The sequence below is a fragment of the Janthinobacterium sp. FW305-129 genome, from assembly GCF_020858115.1.
GTDB lineage: Bacteria > Pseudomonadota > Gammaproteobacteria > Burkholderiales > Burkholderiaceae_D > Janthinobacterium.
In genome coordinates this window covers 250,152-265,977 of sequence record NZ_JACYMM010000005.1, presented here as the reverse complement: position 1 = coordinate 265,977, position 15,826 = coordinate 250,152, and the positions used below count along the sequence as shown (strand labels likewise).

Genomic DNA, 15,826 nt, shown 5'->3' with positions numbered 1-15,826 from the left:
CGCGGCCTGTATCAGTTTATCCAGCCTGGCATTCTACGACTTCGCGGCGATTCCTGTGCAGTGTGCGATACGAATTATTCTTGTTGAGTTAAAAATTCTTTACCAGGGTCAGGCGCAGCGAGCGTGATTCCACCGGATGGAAGTGGATATCGTCGACCGGCTGCGTCTCGCTGGGCAGGCGCGAGGCATAGTAGTAATCGATGGCCGAGTCGCGCCGGTTGGCCAGGTTGTAGCCTTCCAGTTCCATGCGCAGGGTCTTGTCGATCTGGTAGGCGATACGCCCGTTCAAGCCCACGCTGGCAGCGGAACGCACGCTGTTGTCCTCGATCAGGGGGCGCGGGCCGAAGTAGCGCAGGCGTAAGGACCCTGACCATGGCCCCTGCGGCGTCAGCGTCATGGCTAGCTGGGCCACGCCTTCGATGGCGCCGGGGATGAAGTCGCCCGCCGGGTCGCTGCCGCGCGAGCGTGCCCGCGCATACGCCAGGTCCAGGTCCAGCGACAGCCAGCTGGCCGCCTTGTAGTAGCTGGAAAACTCGATGCCGTAGCGGCGGCTGGGGCGGCCCGCCTCGGTGGCGCCGGCGTCGCCGATGAACAGCAGCTCGGAATCGAAGTCCAGGCGGTATAGCGACAGCGACGTTTGCAGGCCGGCGATGGCGGCGCTGCGCAAGCCCAGTTCCAGGCCGCGCGAGCGTACCAATGGCGTGACCTTGCCGGCCGCCTCGCCCGTCTTCGGATCGACCGTGATGGTCGTGCCGCGTGCGTCGTTGCTGTGAAAACCATTGCCAATGTTGAAATACGCTTCCGTCTCGCGCCACGGACCGGCGATCACGCTCAGGCTGGGGCTGAACAAATGGTCGCTGGCCGTGCCCGCATTGGCGGCGCGGTCGCTGCGCACGTCGAAGCGGTAGGCGTCCGCGCGCAGGCCGGCCACGGTACGCAGCGTGCGCGACCAGCGCGTGCTGTTTTCGCCATACACGCCGATGCTGGTTTCAACGATATGGTCTTGCCGCGTGGTCGACAGGATCTGGCGCTGGCGCGTGTTGTACAGGCCATTGTGGATATTGTCGTTCTGTAGCTGCAGGCCGATGGTGGTGTCGCTGCTGCCCCTGTCCGTGTGGCGGTGCCAAGTGTGGCTGGCATTGACGCCGGCCGTCACGCGCCGGTCGGGCTGGGCGAACTGGTCGCCGTTGAGCGGGTCGTCCAGCGCATACGTAAAATTCGAGAACAGGGCCAGGCGGTTGGCGATCGCATACGCGCTGACCCTGGACGACGCGTCGTCCGTCGTCTGGCGCCAGGCGCCCGACAGGCTGTAGCGCTGCGCCTTGCCGCCATCGCTGGCATCGATGGCGTCGAAGCGGCCCAAGCTGCCGTCCTGCACGGCGCGCAGCGGAATCTGGTCGGTGGCGTTCCAGCTGGCGTCATACGCCATGGCCGTGACGTTGAAGCCGTTGTTGGCATAGCCTTCGCTGTAGCGCAGCACGCCATTGCGCTTGCGGTAGCGGTCCGGCTGCGTGAACGGGCCATCGTTGTGCTGCGCTTCGAGCGCGTACAGCAGGCTTCCGTCGCCCGCATCGAGCGTATCGGCCAGCAGGGCGCGGCGAAAGCCGTTTTGCCCGATGCCCGCGCTGGCGATGCCCTGCGTCAGTCGGTTCGCGTAGATGACGGACGCCGCGCCCGCCGAGGAAAAATCGCCTTGCGCCGCCGAATACGGCCCCTTTTTGTAATCGAGGCGCATGGCCAGTTCGGGGATCAAAAAGTTCAGGTCCGTCCAGCCCTGGCCGTGGCCATGGCTGCGCTGGTTGACGGGCATCTCGTCGACGGTGGTGCGCAAGTCGGTGCCGTGATCGAGGTTGAAGCCGCGCAAGTAGAACTGGTTGGCTTTGCCCTCGCCGCTATGCTGGCTGGCGATCAAGCCCGGTACGGCTTCGAGCAATTCGCCGGGCCGGTAGCTGGTGCGCGCGTCGAGCTGCTGTTGCGTGACGCTGCCCGCGTTGGCCGAATCGGCCACGCCCAGCTGGTTCAGGCGGGAGCCGTCGACCAGCACGCGCTGGAAGATGTCGTCGGCATGGGCGGCGGTGGCGGAAAACAGGGCGGCGAGGAAGAGGGGCAGATAGCGTGGCGTCATGGGTGTACTGGGGCTTGGCGGATCGGCAATTCCGTGTTCTGGCGGTCGAAGATCAGCGTCTGGATGCTGCCGCTGTCCTGCACGTTGAGGGTATTGCGCTGGCTGGGCAGGAAGTCGATCAGCAACTGGTTGTGGATGCGCGTGGCGGGGACCAGGCGCGTGTGCTCGATTTCCTGGAAGATCACCACGTTGTCGGCATTGACCTTCATGCCGACCCAGTTCAGGCGCAATCGCTTGCCGTCCGGCCCCACGAGGTAAAACTGTTTTTCGACATAACGGCGCAGGGCCGCTTCGCTGTCTTCCTGGCCCAGGTCGAACTGGCGCTGGTACAGGTTCGTCAGCAGCGCCTCGACGTCGTGGCCCGTGTAGGTGTGCACCACTTCGGTGCTGCCGCTGGCCCCGTTGTAGCTGATGTCGGCGATGCCCATGTGAAAATTGTGGGCGCCGGCCGCCATGCTGGCGCAGGCCAGCAGGCTCGCCGCGAGGAGGCGCCAGCGCTTCACGCCTCGTCGCCCCTGGCCTTGCCGCTGTCTTTCAACGGCGTATGAAAATCGCGCATCAGGTTCTCCCTGGGCGACTTCTCGCTCTTGAACAGTTCCAGGCGCGAGGGCGTGATTTTTCTCGGCCAGCTATTGTTGCTGGTGTCGATGTCGGCCGTTTCCCAGTACGGGTCCTGCACCAGGCCCACCATCGGCTCATCCGTGATGACGACCTTGGTGATTTTCTTCGGCGAGTAGCGCCATACTTCGGCCGGCACGCGCTCGACGTACTTCTTGCCGCTTTTTAGCTCGATCTCGAGGATCAGGGGCATGACCATGCCGCCCACGTTCGACAGGTCGACCAGGTACAGGTGCTTGCCTTGTTTCAGCAAATCCTTCTCCCACGGTTCCAGGCCGGCCAGCGCTTCGGCGTAGGCGTTGCGATCCTTGTTGGTCACCGTGAAATCGTCGTGCTGGTTGTAGAAATCCTTGAGCTCAGGATGCGCGTCGACGCGGCGCGGCATGCCCTTGTTGGCGCGGCTCGTGACGGATTCCGGCTGGGCGTCCTTTTGCGCCTTTTTCCAGGCTTTTTCCGTTGCCGGATCTTTCGAGCTCACGCCGTATTCGCTGATGCCGTCGATGCTGATGTCGACCGGGTCGGTCGTATAAAACCAGCCGCGCCAGAACCAGTCCAGGTCCGTGCCGGAGGCGTCTTCCATGGTGCGGAAGAAGTCGGCGGGCGTGGGACGCTTGAATTTCCAGCGCTGCGCATATTCCTTGAACGCGTAGTCGAACAGCTCGCGCCCGAGGATGGTCTCGCGCAGGATGTTCAGGCCCGCCGCCGGCTTGGCGTAGGCGTTGTTGCCGAACTGCAAGAGCGATTCAGAATTGGTCATGATGGGCACCTGGTCGCGGCTACGCATGTAGTCGACGATTTCGCGCGGTTCGCCGCGCGAGGCCGGGTAATTTTCTTCCCACGCCTGCTGCGCCAGGTATTGCACGAAGGTGTTGAGGCCTTCGTCCATCCATGTCCACTGGCGTTCGTCCGAGTTGATGATCATCGGGTAGTAGTTGTGGCCCACTTCGTGGATGATGACGCCGATCAGCCCATACTTGGTGCGCTTGGAGTACGTGAGCGCGCCCGTTTTCTTGTCCTTCACGGGACGGGGGCCGTTGAACGAGATCATCGGATACTCCATGCCGCCCACCGGACCGTTGACGGAAATGGCCGTCGGGTATGGGTAGTCGATGCTGTACTTGTTGTACTGTTCTATCGTGTGCACGATGGCTTGCGTGCTGTATTTTTCCCACAGCGGATTGCCCTCTTTCGGATAGTAGGACATGGCCATCACGTCGCTGCCGCCCTTTTTGTAGCCCTGCGCATCCCAGATGAACTTGCGGCTCGAGGCCCAGGCGAAGTCGCGCACATTGGCCGCCTTGAAGTGCCACGTCTTTTGCGCGCGGCTCACCGTTTTCTCGGCCGCTTCCGCCTCTTTTTGCGTGACGATGACGACGGGCTTGTCGCTGCGGCGCGCCTTTTCAAGACGCTCGCGCTGTGCGCCTGACAGCACGTCCTGCGGATTTTGCAACTCGCCCGTGGAAGCGACGATATGGTCGGCGGGGACGGTCAGCTGCACGTCGTAGTCGCCAAATTCCAGCGTGAATTCGCCGGAGCCGAGGAACTGCTTGTGCTGCCAGCCGGCCGCGTCGTAATAGGCCGCCATGCGGGGGAACCATTGCGCCACTTCGAACAGCGCATTCTTGTCGTCGAAGACTTCATAGCCGGCGCGCCCGCCCAGCACCTTCTGTTCGTTGATGCGGTAATCCCAGTCGACCTGGAAGACGAAGTCCTGGCCCGGCTTCAGGGGCTGCGGCAAGTCGACGCGCATCATGGTGCGGTTCACTACATACTTCAAAGGCTGGCCGTCAGCGCCCTTCAAGGCACGGATATTGAAGCCGCCCTGGAAGTCGCCGCGCGCCAGCATGCCGCGCAAGCCTTCGAACTTCATCGTGTCTTCGCCCGCCGTCCTGGCCCATGCCTGGCGCGAGGGCGCCGTGGTCATGCGGCGCGCGTCGGAATCGGGCTTGTAGATATTCTGATCCAGCTGCAGCCACAGGTAGCCGAGGGTATCGGGCGACTGGTTATGGTAGGTGATGCTGCCGCTGCCGGCGATTTCGCGCTTGGCCTCGTCCAGGGTGGCGCGGATCGTGTAGTCGGCGCGCTGCTGCCAGTAGGCGTGGCCAGGGGCGCCGGACGCGGTGCGGTAGGTATTCGGGGTGGGCAGCACCTCTTCGAGCTGGCGGAACTTGTCGTCGAATGGTTCGGCAGCGAAGGCCGACACGGTAAAGCAGAGAGCCAACGAGGCAACGGAGCCGAAAGGTATGCGCATATTCACCCTGATGTTGTTGTAAGGAAATAGTGGCAACTATTCTATACGCAGGGTGGGGCCATCCTTGTATCGATTTGTAATAAAGAAAGGCGGATTGTGCGCCAGCTTTTGCCTGGCGCTGTCAGGGGGATATTTCGCCTTATTTTGCTCGGAAAAGCAGTGCGTTTACTCACTTTTCATCAGGCTGTCGCGCAACTGGTTCAGCTGTTGTTTCATGTCCACAACTTGTTCCACGCTGCAGTGGCTGGCCGTCAGGATGGCTTCGGGCAGCAGGGCCGCTGCGTGGCGCAGCTGGTCGCCTTGCTCTGTGAGCGAAATGATGACCTGGCGCTCGTCGCTGGCGGCGCGCGTGCGCGTCAACAGGCCCGATTGCTCCATGCGCTTGAGCAGGGGCGTCAGGGTGGCCGAGTCGAGGAACAGGCGCTCGCCCACTTCCGACACCGTCAGGCCGTCGCGCTCCCACAGCACCATCATCACCAGGTATTGCGAATAGGTAAGACCGAGCTTGCGCAGCAGCTTGCGGTACAGCTTGTTCATGGCGAGCGAGGTCGAGTACAGCGCAAAGCACAGCTGGCTGTCCAGGCGCGGCACCTGGTGCAAGGGGTTGGGGGCGGGGGTGGTATCCATGGGCACAGTATATATAGTGCGCTATTTAATTGCAATGCGCGGCGCCGGACCTGGCGATCCGGCGCCGGGACGCGGGCGCTTTACCCGGCGTACCGCGCGCGCAGCAGGGCGAGCATGGCGACGTTCTGTTCCCACGCATCGCTCACCGGTTGCTGCGTCCAGGGCAGCGTTTGCGTGTACGGCGCGGGGCCGAATTCCGGCGTAAACGTCATGCGTTCGGCGCCAGAGGCGCGGCGCAGGGCGACGATGGCGTCCCACCACGCCAGGTGGGCGTCCAGCGCCGGCTTGGCTTCCGGCGCGCGGAAGTCGGCCACCTGCGGCCCTTGCGCATGGCCCACGCGCGCATGCACGTGGTGTACCAGCGGCAGCACCTGCGCCAGGGTCTGCGGCTGGTCTTCCAGCAGCGATTCGCAGGCGCAGCACCAGTGCGACAGGTCGGCCGTCAAGGGGAGTTGCGGATACTGCTGCAGATACGGCAGCAGCAGCATCGGGTGGCCGGAAAAGCGGCTGCGGTGGAGCTCATGCACGATGGGCACGCCGTGCTTTTCCGAGATGGCGGCGGCCAGGTCGATCAATTCCCCGTTCTGCGCCGGCGTATAAAAATCCTTGCCCGTGTGGGTGTTGACCAGCACGGGGCGCGCCAGGCAGGCGTTTTCCAGCAATTCCGCCAGGGCGGCGCGGTGCAGGGCGAAGTCAGCGTGGAAGACGGTTTCCCACTGCGCGGCGATCAAGTCCAGGCCAGCCCTGGCGATGCGGTCCGTCCATTCCTCGCGCAGGGCGGCGTCCAGCGGCAGCGACATCTCGATTCCGTCGAAGCCGGCCGTCAGTACTTTGTCGATGAAGACCTCGGGCGCCAGGTCGTTATTGCCCCAGTGGGCGGCGAAAACCTGGATGCGCATCAGACGAAGCCCCGCACGGGAAACGCCGCGTCGCGCTGTATCCAGTTATGCGCCGCGTATTCGGTCTGGCCGTCCGTCGCATGCAAGGTGTAGGCGTGGCGCGAGACGGGCGAGCGGTTCGGCGCGCTGTAGTGAGGCAGCAAGCCGTGGAAGCAGACGAGGGCGCCGGCCTTCACTTCGAGCGGCACGGCCGTGCTGTCGTCGGGCCAGGGCATGGCATCGAGTTTTTCCACGCGCACCTGGTCGCCGTTGCGGATGAAGCGCTCGCGCAGGGGGCCGCGGTGGCCGCCCGGCTCGGCCCACAGGCAGCCGTTGTCCAGGGTCGCGTCTTCCAGCGCGAACCAGAAGGTGGTCACGCTGATCGGCGTGGTCTCGAAATACGTGGCGTCCTGGTGCCAGCGCACTTCGCCGCCGATGCCGGGCTGCTTAAATATGTACATCGATTGCCAGACCTGGGCTTGCGCCAGGCCCAGGTCGCGCGCCACGTCGGCCAGTTTCGGGTCGGCCGAAAAGGCACGGAAGACGGGGTCCAGGTCATGCATGGCGTGGCCGATCTTGTTGATCGACAGCGATTTGTCCTGTTTCAACTGGCCGTCCGGGCCGAACGCCTCTTCCTCGAAGAAGCAGCGGATGGTGTTGTCGGAGGCGAGGAAATAATCGTTGGTGTTCTTCGCCTGGTCGCGCGTGGTGAAGATCGACTGGCTGACGCTGGGATCGAATTCGTTGACAATCTGCCCGGCGCGCGCGCGCAGGGCGGCGATTTCATCCGCGCCCTTGAAGCCGGGCAGGATGATATAGCCGTCGCGTTGGTATTGTTCTTGTTGTTCGATCGTTAGCATGGCGGCGGCTCCGGAAGGTCAGTGGAAAGCGCCATTGTAGGATGGACGAGGGTGGCAAACAATCGCCCTCTGGTTGACAGATTGTCGCCAAAACGCAGACAATCTTTGACATGGATCAACTAAAAGCGATGGAAATCTTTGTCGAAGTGGCGCGCCTGCGCAGCTTCACGGCGGCGGGACAGCGCCTGGGCCTGACGCGCGCCATGGTCAGCAAGACCATCATGCAGCTGGAAGAGCGCCTCAATGCGCGCCTGCTGCACCGCTCCACGCGCGAAGTGAGCCTGACGGATGCGGGCCGCGCCTACCTGGCGCCGTGCATGGCCACCGTCAGCCAGGCGCAGGAAGCGGCGCGCATGGTGGCGCACGTGGCGCAGGCGGGAGCGGGGGCGGAGCTGGCCGGGCCGCTGCGCATCCAGGCGCCATCGAGTTTCGGCAGCGCGTGGCTGGCCGATGCCGTCGCCCGTTTCAGCCTGCTGCACCCGCAGGTGCGGGCCGAGCTGTTTGTCGACGATGCCCTGCTCGACCCGATACGCCACGGTTTCGACTTGACCATCCGCGTGGGCGGCATCCCGGACAGCAGCGCGCTGGCCATGCGGCCTTTGGCGCCGTGCCGCGCCGTGCTGTGCGCCAGTCCCGCCTACCTGGCGCAATGGGGCGTGCCGCAGTCGCCGCAGGATTTATTGCAGCACCAGTGCCTGCATTTCAGCCACCTGACCGATGGCACGAACTGGCATTTCCAGCGGGGAGAAGGGGAACAGCGCGAGGAAGTGAGCGTGCGCGTGCAGGCGGGCTTTACGGCCAATAATGGCCTGGTGCTGCATCAGGCGGCGCAGCGGGGACTGGGCATCGTCTACAGCACCACGTTCCTCGCCTGGCGCAATCTGCTCGATGGCAGCCTGCTGCCCGTGCTGTCCGGCTGGGCGCTGCCGCTGAATCACTTGAGCGCCCTGTATCCGGCCAGCCGGCAAATGTCGCCCAAGGTGCGCGCGCTGATCGATTTCCTGGTGGCCGAATACCAGCCCGTGCCGCCGTGGGACCGCGAGCTGGACGCCGCCGGATTTTTCAGCTGACGGTCAATTGAACGCGACGGCTTCCAGCGTCCACGCGCCATCGGCGTACACGCGCTCGTCGTCCAGATAAACGGCTTCGGTGACGGCGAAGATGTCGACGTGGTAGCGCGCATCCTTGCGCTTAAACTGCGGTTTTGTATACACGCCGTGCTTGGCGCCCAGCGACAGGTGGATGCCGCACATGCGTTCATACGTGCCGATGTCGTTGACCAGCTGTTCGCGCGAAAAGGCGCGGTTCATGCCGAAGCCCAGTTCGCGCACCCACACTTCGCCTTCATGCGCGCGGATGATCTCGAGCATGGCGGTAAATTCCGGCGTGGCGTTTTCCGTGCCTGTGACTCTGCCCTTGTCGATGATCAGGGTAATTGGCGTGTCGGGGCGGTTGACCATGAAGTGCGTGTCGCCGAAGACGAAGATGCGCACGCGCCCGTTCACCGCTTCCAGGTCCTGCGCTTCCGTAAACACTTCACCGAGCGGGAACTGGCCGCCGATGTTGTTCATGCCGCTGTAGTCGCCGATATTCAGTTTGGCCGCTTCGAAGGGGGAAGCGAAGACCAGCTGCTCGCCGCCGCTGTCGACCATGCCGTGGCGGGCGCCGTCGATGCGCGCCTTCAGCGCGTGGCCCACGCCCCGGTAGTAGGCGGGATCGTAGGCCAGCGAAGCGATGTAGTGCAGTCCCTGCACGCCGGGCATGCGCGACAAATGCACGTGTTCGATCACTTTCAGGCCCCGCTTGAACAGCTCGATGCGGATGCGGAACGCTTCCAGACGGAAGCTGGTCGACTGGATCAGCACGACGAGGCTGCCGGCCGGCAGGTCGGCAAACGCGGCCAGCACGGCGTCCGGCGTGACCTCGTCGAAGTCGATGAAGCTCGCGTCCGGCAAGGCCTGGCGGTACGCTTCCGTCAGCACGACATTGAGCCAGCTGCGCTTGTCGCAGACGATCAGGGATGGTTCGTCCGGGCGGTGGCAGATGGCCATGGCCAGCAGGTCGGCCACGTTTTGCGCGGCCACTTCGGTGGCGGCGGCGCTGATGGCGTCGAGCCGGCTGGTGTCATTCTCGGGAAGCGTCATGGTGCGAAGGTGGGGGCGTGAAGTAATCGCAGCATTATAAGGCGATTGCTGCGGGGCACACCATTCCCCATCCGGCGGAGGACATGGGGGCGCCGCGGCCCTGATTATCTTGTGTAGTGCTTTACAGCAATGTATTATTTGAAAAATGGTATGAAACGGTATGACAGGGCATGGCAGCGAGCCTGGCAGCGGCCAGTCGCAGCGGCCCCGTCCGCGTGCGTACGACATGCTTTCAAAAACCAGATACAAATACAACAGGCCAACAGGCGATTACAAAGAGTGTGATGTGATGAGCATAATCGGACAAGATATTCCCATGGAGCGGCCAGATACGGATGGGCGCGCTGCCGTCTTTGTTCCCGTCACGGGCGTCAAGGAAGATGTCCTGTTGACCATACGCAAGGGTGCGGCCATCGTCGGCTTTGCCAACCACGACCGCACCATCACCGTGTATTTTGAAAGCAACCGCTTCGACGACCCCGTGCTGGCCAAGTGGGAGCACAAGGCGCGCAAGGCCTACGACCGCCTGGTGGACAATGCGCCCACCGTGTCGAAGCTGACCACCAACCCCGCCTATTTCGAGCAGATCGGCTACATTAACGGCAAGGGCATCACCATCCGCCGCATGGAAAGCCTGCAGCGCTGGCTCGCGTATTCGGATGCGATGGATACGTGTCCGGTTACGGATATCATCCCGCGTACCGTGATTGCAAAAGTTGACGCCGTCAAAGTCTAAGAGCGGCTGATAAAACGCCCAAGGCGTTGTTGCCTGCCTCTCGCCGTACTGACGTACTGTCTTCGAGGCGGCGCCTAGCCCTGAGCATTTTCTCAGCCGCTCTTGGCGCGCTTACGAACGGCTGTACGAAAGGCCACAGTTTGTAGCCTTTCCCTCGGTCCTGGCGTACTGTCTTGGGGGCGGCGCTTGGCCCTGCGCGTTTTTCCCAGCCGTTTTCGATTTTCCCCCTCACACCACGATGATATTCGCCTGCGCCTTGAGCGGGCAGGGCAGGGTGTCGTCGAAGGTGATTTCGATGGCGCTGGCGACGAACATGCCGCCGATGTGCTGGGCGGCGATTTCGGGCGGCGTGCCGGGCTTGGTCAGGTTGACGTCCTGGGCGAAGACGAAGACTCGCCAGGTGCCAAAGACCTTTTGATCGTATTGCAGCAGGGTGCGGTAAGCCCGTTTCAAGTCCAGGCTGCCTGCGTACACGCCGTCATTGGCGCCCGGGTCGAAGCCCAGGCCGTCGTCGGTCAGCGATTCCACGAAGTACAGGCCCTGCGGCGCCTGGAACAGCACGAAGGCGTACAGTTCCGTGCCGCGGAAGACATTGCCATCGTCGCGCTTGAAGCTGGCGCGCAGCCACAACGGTTCATAGGCTTGCACGACGGCGGGCGTATCCGTTTCCACCGGCCCCGCCACATGGATGTTGACTTGCGTTTCGGTGACGGCGTGCTGGTAGGTGGCGCCCGTGGTGAAACGCTCATACTCCCAGCTGATGTCGGCCGTGTAGGGCAGGCCCGCGTTCGGCGCTTCCGGTAACACCCATTTCGCCACCACTCTTTCGGCCAGGGTCAGTTCGCCGGCGGCCGGTGGTGTTGCTTCCTGGCCACGCCAGAACGGGTCCGCGATATCGGAGCAGGCGACGGCGATGGCGCCCGAGGCGATGGCCGAGGCCACGCCGGCGACCGTGAACTCGGGCTGGCCCGAGCCGGCCCCTTCGAGCGAGCAGCAATCGACACTGGGATCTGTTTCCTCGAAGGTGCCGCCCACGCTGAAGCTGGCCTTGCCTGAGCCGAGCGCCGCCGAAATGATGGCCACCAGCGCGGCGATGATGGCAATGATGATGGCGAGAATCTTCCACCACGGATCGGAAAACGGCAAATCCCCATGCGTGCCCCCGTAGGCGGGATTCGGCGTCCAGACGAGGGTCATGCCGGTCGGCACGATGGGCCCGAAGCCGGGCGGGCAGCGGCACTCCTTCCCATCCGTGCCCGTGCTGCCCCAGCGCTTGCCCGGCAGGTGACCCTGCGGCTTGGACAGTTCCAGCGTGCCTTCCTCGACCGTGCAGGTATAGGTATTGCTCATGCTGTCGAAGCGCGTCTGCGAGACGAAGATTTGCTGGATCGAGCGGTGCGGCGTGTAGCCGTCGGCCTTGGCGACAAAGCTGACCAGGCGCTTGCGGGGCGTGGCGTGCTGGAAGTCGGCGTCCCACATCACCAGCATGGCCGCGCCGGCGGGCACGCTGGCAAAGAAGAAGGTGCGCGCCACGGGCACGATGCCGGGGTCGCCCACGCTTTCCAGGTACACCGTGACATTCGTCAGCGGGCTGCCGGACGTGTTCGTGACGTGGGCGGCGATGCGCAAGCCATAGATGGCATTGTCGAAGATGCCATCGGGCAGCATGATATTGGTGACGGGCTCGATCGCGAACGGCCGCGTCAGCACCTGCATGGGGGTATCGCTCATGATGCCTGCTCCTCGGGGCTTTGCTGTTCTTGAGCTTGTTCTTTTTCCAGATCGGTGACGACATACGTGATGCCGCCCATGACCTTGCCTTCCTGCGTTTCCAGTACGCGCAGCAGCGCATATTGGCGTGGCGGCAAGGCTTCGGCGCGCAGGCTCAGGTACACGGCCTGCGCCTGGCCGCGCGGCACTTCCAGCGCCAGTTTTTGCTCGCCGGGCACGTCGCCATTGCAGTGGGGCGTGCGCGCCAGGCCCGCGACCAGCTGGGCATCCCTGGCCGGTTGCCACCGCTCAAGTCCGAGCGTGGCCAGCAGGCGCTCCGGCAGCTCGCCGCCATACTCGATCTGCAGTTCCACTTTTTTCGTTGCGCGGGGCAGGGCGGCCACCGCGATGGACAGCAATTGCGCGCGCCTTGCCGCCAGCACCACGGTGACGTTGCGCTGGGCAATCTGCTCGTGCTGCTTGGGCTGGAAGGGAAAGCCGTTGGGCAGGGGATCGGGCAGCGGGTTGACGTCGCCAGGCCCGTGGGCCACGGCCAGCAGGCACTCGTGGCCGCCATTGACGATGACGGGGATCCAGGGCACCAGGCACAGCACTTCCTGCGTGGCGCCGGGCGGCAAGTCGGCAAACGCGGAACCGATCAGCGTGGCGGCGCCGACGGCGATCTGGCCGGAAGGGTCGGCCCAGTAAAAGTCCACGCGCACGCCGTTCGAGACGCTGTTGCCCGTGTTGTGCACGCGGCCCCACAGGTAATTGCTGATGCCGGCAATGGGCGCGCCGGGCGGGCCATTCGGATCATTGCCCGGCACGACCCAGATATCGGCGCTGTCCCACCACGAGGGCTGGCCGTCTTCGATGATCAGGTGGGCTGGCATGGCAATCTCCTTGTCCGTGGCCTGTGCTTGTAGCTTAGGACGTGGCGATGAAACAAGGATTGATCAGTCTCAAACCTCCTGAATTGTGGCGGCAGCTATTTGTGCGGCACGTGATGCGGACTTTCATAGGCGGACAGAGCAGACCTGGGGCTATACGTTTTGTTATGTTGGAAATAGATGGTGTTGGTGGCAGAGGATGCGTTATTATTTGAAAGATAATTTAAGATGTTTGATTGCAAGTTTATTGATGCCGATTTCATCGTCATGACAGGATGATTTTTCCCTGTGGCGTATGAGGGACGTATGAAGAGGTATTTTGTGAAACAGGAAATTGAATATCAATGCCAAGAATTGACTTGCCAGTCGACATTTCCTTGGACTGTGAGTTTTTGTCCTTTTTGTGGCGTGAAGCAAACCTCCATTAAAGTGAAAGTAGTGTCACCACTATTCGTCCCTCCAAGCATCGATAAGAATACGCCATTCCCGATACCTATGCATGAACAGGTAGGCAATGCCGTTTCCGGCCGATACAGCGTTAGTGCGCCGAAAGGAGAGCCCTTACCAGCTCTCGTCCTGACGGAGGATGCACAGAAAAAATTCAGTCTTCATATCGTCGACAATATTGCCGATTCATATTGCGATAGCGCAACTTTTAGTATTTTGTTGCGATATGGAAAAAATAATCTGGGACTAGACGTGAAGCGGGTTGAGTCGATTTTGTCGTTGACTTTGCAACGTTTTAATGTCGTCAATGAAAAAGCATTGTTGGATGAGCTTGCTGCACTGTTGCACGTGTTTACCGATACTGAGAAAAAACTGGATAAAAAGAGTCGTGTGGATGCTTTGCAAAGTGTCTGTAAACCGCGTTCGGGCCTGATGAAGGGGGTTGATCCTGAGATGGCGGAGAAGTACATCAACGACTTTTGCCGGGAAAATAGCGTAATGCAGAGGTCAGGTATCTGGGGCTGGAAAATTTTGTAGTAGTGAAGAATGATTTTTGCTTGAATGTTCAAATCATAATTTTTAATAAACGAGGAAAACATGAATCAATCGGATCTGGATTGGCTGAAGAACCGTGTCGCTGCGGCTGTGGACGATGATTATTATCTGGATCGTGGTGAAGAGCGGCGTATTAAAGAAGAAGCGGCCGCACGCGGTATTGTGAGCAGAGAAATAGAATTGGTGATCCGTGAGCAGTTGGATGAGTATTCTGCCGTGTCTGAGCGTGCGCTTGTGGAGGAATTGGATAGGCTGCTGCACCAGTTCACGGACAATGACAAGAAGCTGGACCAGAAGGAAGAACGTCTGGCCTTGAGTAAGGTAGTGAACAAGGCGCCAGGAAAACGTGCCGGGCTGGATCCACGCATAGCAGAGGAGTATGTGGCTAGTTTTTGCAAGGCAAACGGTGCTTCGCGCTCGACGGATACAAAAAAATGGCTCGGTTCCCAAGCGGGATTGGTGATTGTCGCCGTTGCGGTTGTTGGTGCAGTCATTTTTTTTGCGATGCGATCATCAAAGGATGTACAGGCTTCAAGCACGGTGGCGCAAGTCAATGAAAGTCGCGCGGTGGATACGAAGGCCGTTAAGCTTAATGAGGGGGATCGCTCTGAAATCGATGATCAGTTGCGTCGTGCTTCTCTTTATATCGAGCGAGCTCAATATACTGATCCTCCGGAAAGTTCGGCCAAGGCTTCGCTTGATCAAATCCGGCAGATTGATCCTGATGGGCAATATCGTGGCGAAGAGGTCAAAGGCCTCGCTAGCAAGATAGTTGATCATTACATCAAACTGGCGGAAAAAAGTGCGGCATCAAATGATCTGGGTGCGGCTGCAAAGTGGTTGGCACGTGCGAAGCTGCTGAACCGTGATCGTGAGGTAATATTGGAAAAGGAACGAGCATTAGGGCTGGTGAAGGCGGAGCGTTAAGTCTGCGCTATCTCCGCCAGCAGAGATAAGCAGAGTTCGTGTAACGGAGAGGGTATTCGATATGATGGTATGCCCTGTTTCGTTGCATGAGCAACAAAGGTTGGAACGTGTCTGAAACAGTGAATGACGTTTGCATCAACGCCGCTTGCGGCCGGACTTTGCCGCTGCGCGTGGTGCATTGCCCGTTTTGTGGCGAGCGCCAGGCGGGGGCTGCGCCTGTTTTGACGAAGGTGGCGGCGCCGGCCCCGGTGATGCTGGACCCCGTGCCGCCGCCGGTGCCGCGCGTGCCGCCGCCGGTGCCGGCTCCCGCGCCCACGCCCACGCCTCCTCCCGCGCCCCAGCCAGCTTCCGCGCCCCAGCCAGTCCCGCCACCGGCTCCCGCACCGGCATCCGCACCAGCCAAAGCGCCGCCCGCCAAGCCTGCGGCCAGGGGATCGGTGCCGCCGCCGCGCCCGCCCGTGCGCTTGCGCACGTGGATCGCGGCGGCCGTGGTGTTGACCGGTATCTGGTTTTATAACAAGCCCGCCGACAAGCCGGCCAGCGTGGCGGAACAGGTCGAGGCCGCCGCTGCGCTGGCGGTGCAGTGCGACCTGGACGGGGCGCGCAGCGCGCTGGCCGTGCTGAAAAGCGCCAAGGCGCCCGCCGCGCAGATCAAACGCTTGCAAGCAAGCATCACCAAGTCCGCCGCCGCCTGCGACAGGCAACAGCAGCGGGCGCAGGCGTGGATGGTGCTGCAGGGCAGCGTCAACCAGGCGCTCGACGCGGGCAAGCCGGACCTGGCCGCCACGCGCCTGGCCGCGCATGTGAAGCGCTGGGGCGACGATCCCGACACCCTGGAACTCGACGCCAGGGTGAAAGTGGCGCAAGCGAGCGCCCAGCTCGATGCAGCCGACGCCTGCCTGGCCAGATCGGACCGGACCTGCCTGGAAAGCAGCCTGATCGCCGCCGAGCGCTACAAGCGGCCGGAACTGGCGGCCCGCACGCAGGCGCTGCGCACGGCGCTGTCGCAATTGCTCGAACGTTCGCTGCTGGACGCTGCGCCGGGCCAATAGCACACA

At 62.2% G+C, this 15,826-nt stretch carries 14 protein-coding genes; 5 read left to right on the top strand and 9 right to left on the bottom strand.

From position 1 onward, the window contains the following. Window positions 1-88: 88 nt before the first annotated feature. The 6 genes from IGS61_RS12290 to IGS61_RS12265 all read right to left on the bottom strand — a co-directional run bounded on the left by IGS61_RS12290 (window position 89) and on the right by IGS61_RS12265 (window position 7,359). The gene (locus IGS61_RS12290) at window positions 89-2,125 is read right to left on the bottom strand and encodes a TonB-dependent receptor (protein ID WP_230539829.1); all 2,037 of its coding nucleotides are present in this window, start codon (window positions 2,123-2,125) and stop codon (window positions 89-91) included. Next, window positions 2,122-2,628: a DUF6702 family protein gene (locus IGS61_RS12285; protein WP_230539828.1), complete on the bottom strand. Its 507-nt coding sequence runs from the start codon at window positions 2,626-2,628 to the stop codon at window positions 2,122-2,124. The genes IGS61_RS12290 and IGS61_RS12285 overlap by 4 nt, the downstream gene beginning before the upstream one ends. After that, a complete protein-coding gene (locus IGS61_RS12280) occupies window positions 2,625-4,994 on the bottom strand; it encodes a M1 family metallopeptidase (protein ID WP_230539827.1) in 2,370 nt (789 codons plus the stop codon). Before IGS61_RS12280 ends, IGS61_RS12285 begins: the two co-directional genes overlap by 4 nt. A 165-nt stretch (window positions 4,995-5,159) precedes the next feature. Then, the gene (locus tag IGS61_RS12275) at window positions 5,160-5,621 is read right to left on the bottom strand and encodes a MarR family winged helix-turn-helix transcriptional regulator (RefSeq protein WP_230539826.1); all 462 of its coding nucleotides are present in this window, start codon (window positions 5,619-5,621) and stop codon (window positions 5,160-5,162) included. An 80-nt stretch (window positions 5,622-5,701) separates the two neighbouring features. Then, a complete protein-coding gene (locus IGS61_RS12270; protein WP_230539825.1) occupies window positions 5,702-6,520 on the bottom strand; it encodes a sugar phosphate isomerase/epimerase family protein in 819 nt (272 codons plus the stop codon). After that, a complete protein-coding gene (locus IGS61_RS12265) occupies window positions 6,520-7,359 on the bottom strand; it encodes a phytanoyl-CoA dioxygenase family protein (protein ID WP_230539824.1) in 840 nt (279 codons plus the stop codon). The genes IGS61_RS12270 and IGS61_RS12265 overlap by 1 nt, the downstream gene beginning before the upstream one ends. 110 nt (window positions 7,360-7,469) lie before the next feature. On the opposite strand from IGS61_RS12265, the gene IGS61_RS12260 reads away from it, so the two are divergent. Beyond that, on the top strand, window positions 7,470-8,429 hold the full coding sequence (locus tag IGS61_RS12260; RefSeq protein ID WP_230539823.1) for a LysR family transcriptional regulator: 960 nt from the start codon (window positions 7,470-7,472) through the stop codon (window positions 8,427-8,429). Window positions 8,430-8,432: 3 nt separating this feature from the next. Here IGS61_RS12260 and IGS61_RS12255 read toward each other — a convergent pair whose 3' ends face one another. After that, window positions 8,433-9,503, bottom strand: a complete 1,071-nt coding sequence (locus tag IGS61_RS12255) for a hypothetical protein (RefSeq protein ID WP_230539822.1) — start codon at window positions 9,501-9,503, stop codon at window positions 8,433-8,435. A 316-nt stretch (window positions 9,504-9,819) separates the two neighbouring features. Here IGS61_RS12255 and IGS61_RS12250 point away from each other — a divergent pair, with 316 nt between their 5' ends. After that, on the top strand, window positions 9,820-10,239 hold the full coding sequence (locus IGS61_RS12250) for a hypothetical protein (protein ID WP_083708161.1): 420 nt from the start codon (window positions 9,820-9,822) through the stop codon (window positions 10,237-10,239). 228 nt (window positions 10,240-10,467) lie between these two features. Here IGS61_RS12250 and IGS61_RS12245 read toward each other — a convergent pair whose 3' ends face one another. Continuing rightward, entirely contained in the window at window positions 10,468-11,970 is a 1,503-nt protein-coding gene (locus IGS61_RS12245; protein WP_230539821.1) for a hypothetical protein, read from the bottom strand. Then, window positions 11,967-12,842 carry a hypothetical protein gene (locus IGS61_RS12240; protein ID WP_230539820.1) on the bottom strand — a complete coding sequence of 292 codons (876 nt, stop codon included), beginning with the start codon at window positions 12,840-12,842 and terminating at the stop codon, window positions 11,967-11,969. The genes IGS61_RS12245 and IGS61_RS12240 overlap by 4 nt, the downstream gene beginning before the upstream one ends. 318 nt (window positions 12,843-13,160) lie before the next feature. Between IGS61_RS12240 and IGS61_RS12235 the strand changes: the two genes are divergently transcribed. From IGS61_RS12235 to IGS61_RS12225, 3 genes are all read left to right on the top strand, one after another. After that, entirely contained in the window at window positions 13,161-13,823 is a 663-nt protein-coding gene (locus IGS61_RS12235) for a hypothetical protein (RefSeq protein WP_230539819.1), read from the top strand. 60 nt (window positions 13,824-13,883) lie between these two features. Further along, the gene (locus tag IGS61_RS12230) at window positions 13,884-14,768 is read left to right on the top strand and encodes a hypothetical protein (RefSeq protein WP_230539818.1); all 885 of its coding nucleotides are present in this window, start codon (window positions 13,884-13,886) and stop codon (window positions 14,766-14,768) included. A gap of 107 nt (window positions 14,769-14,875) precedes the next feature. Beyond that, window positions 14,876-15,820 (top strand): hypothetical protein, encoded by a 945-nt coding sequence (locus IGS61_RS12225; protein ID WP_230539817.1) that lies wholly within the window; start codon window positions 14,876-14,878, stop codon window positions 15,818-15,820. Window positions 15,821-15,826 lie beyond the last annotated feature (6 nt).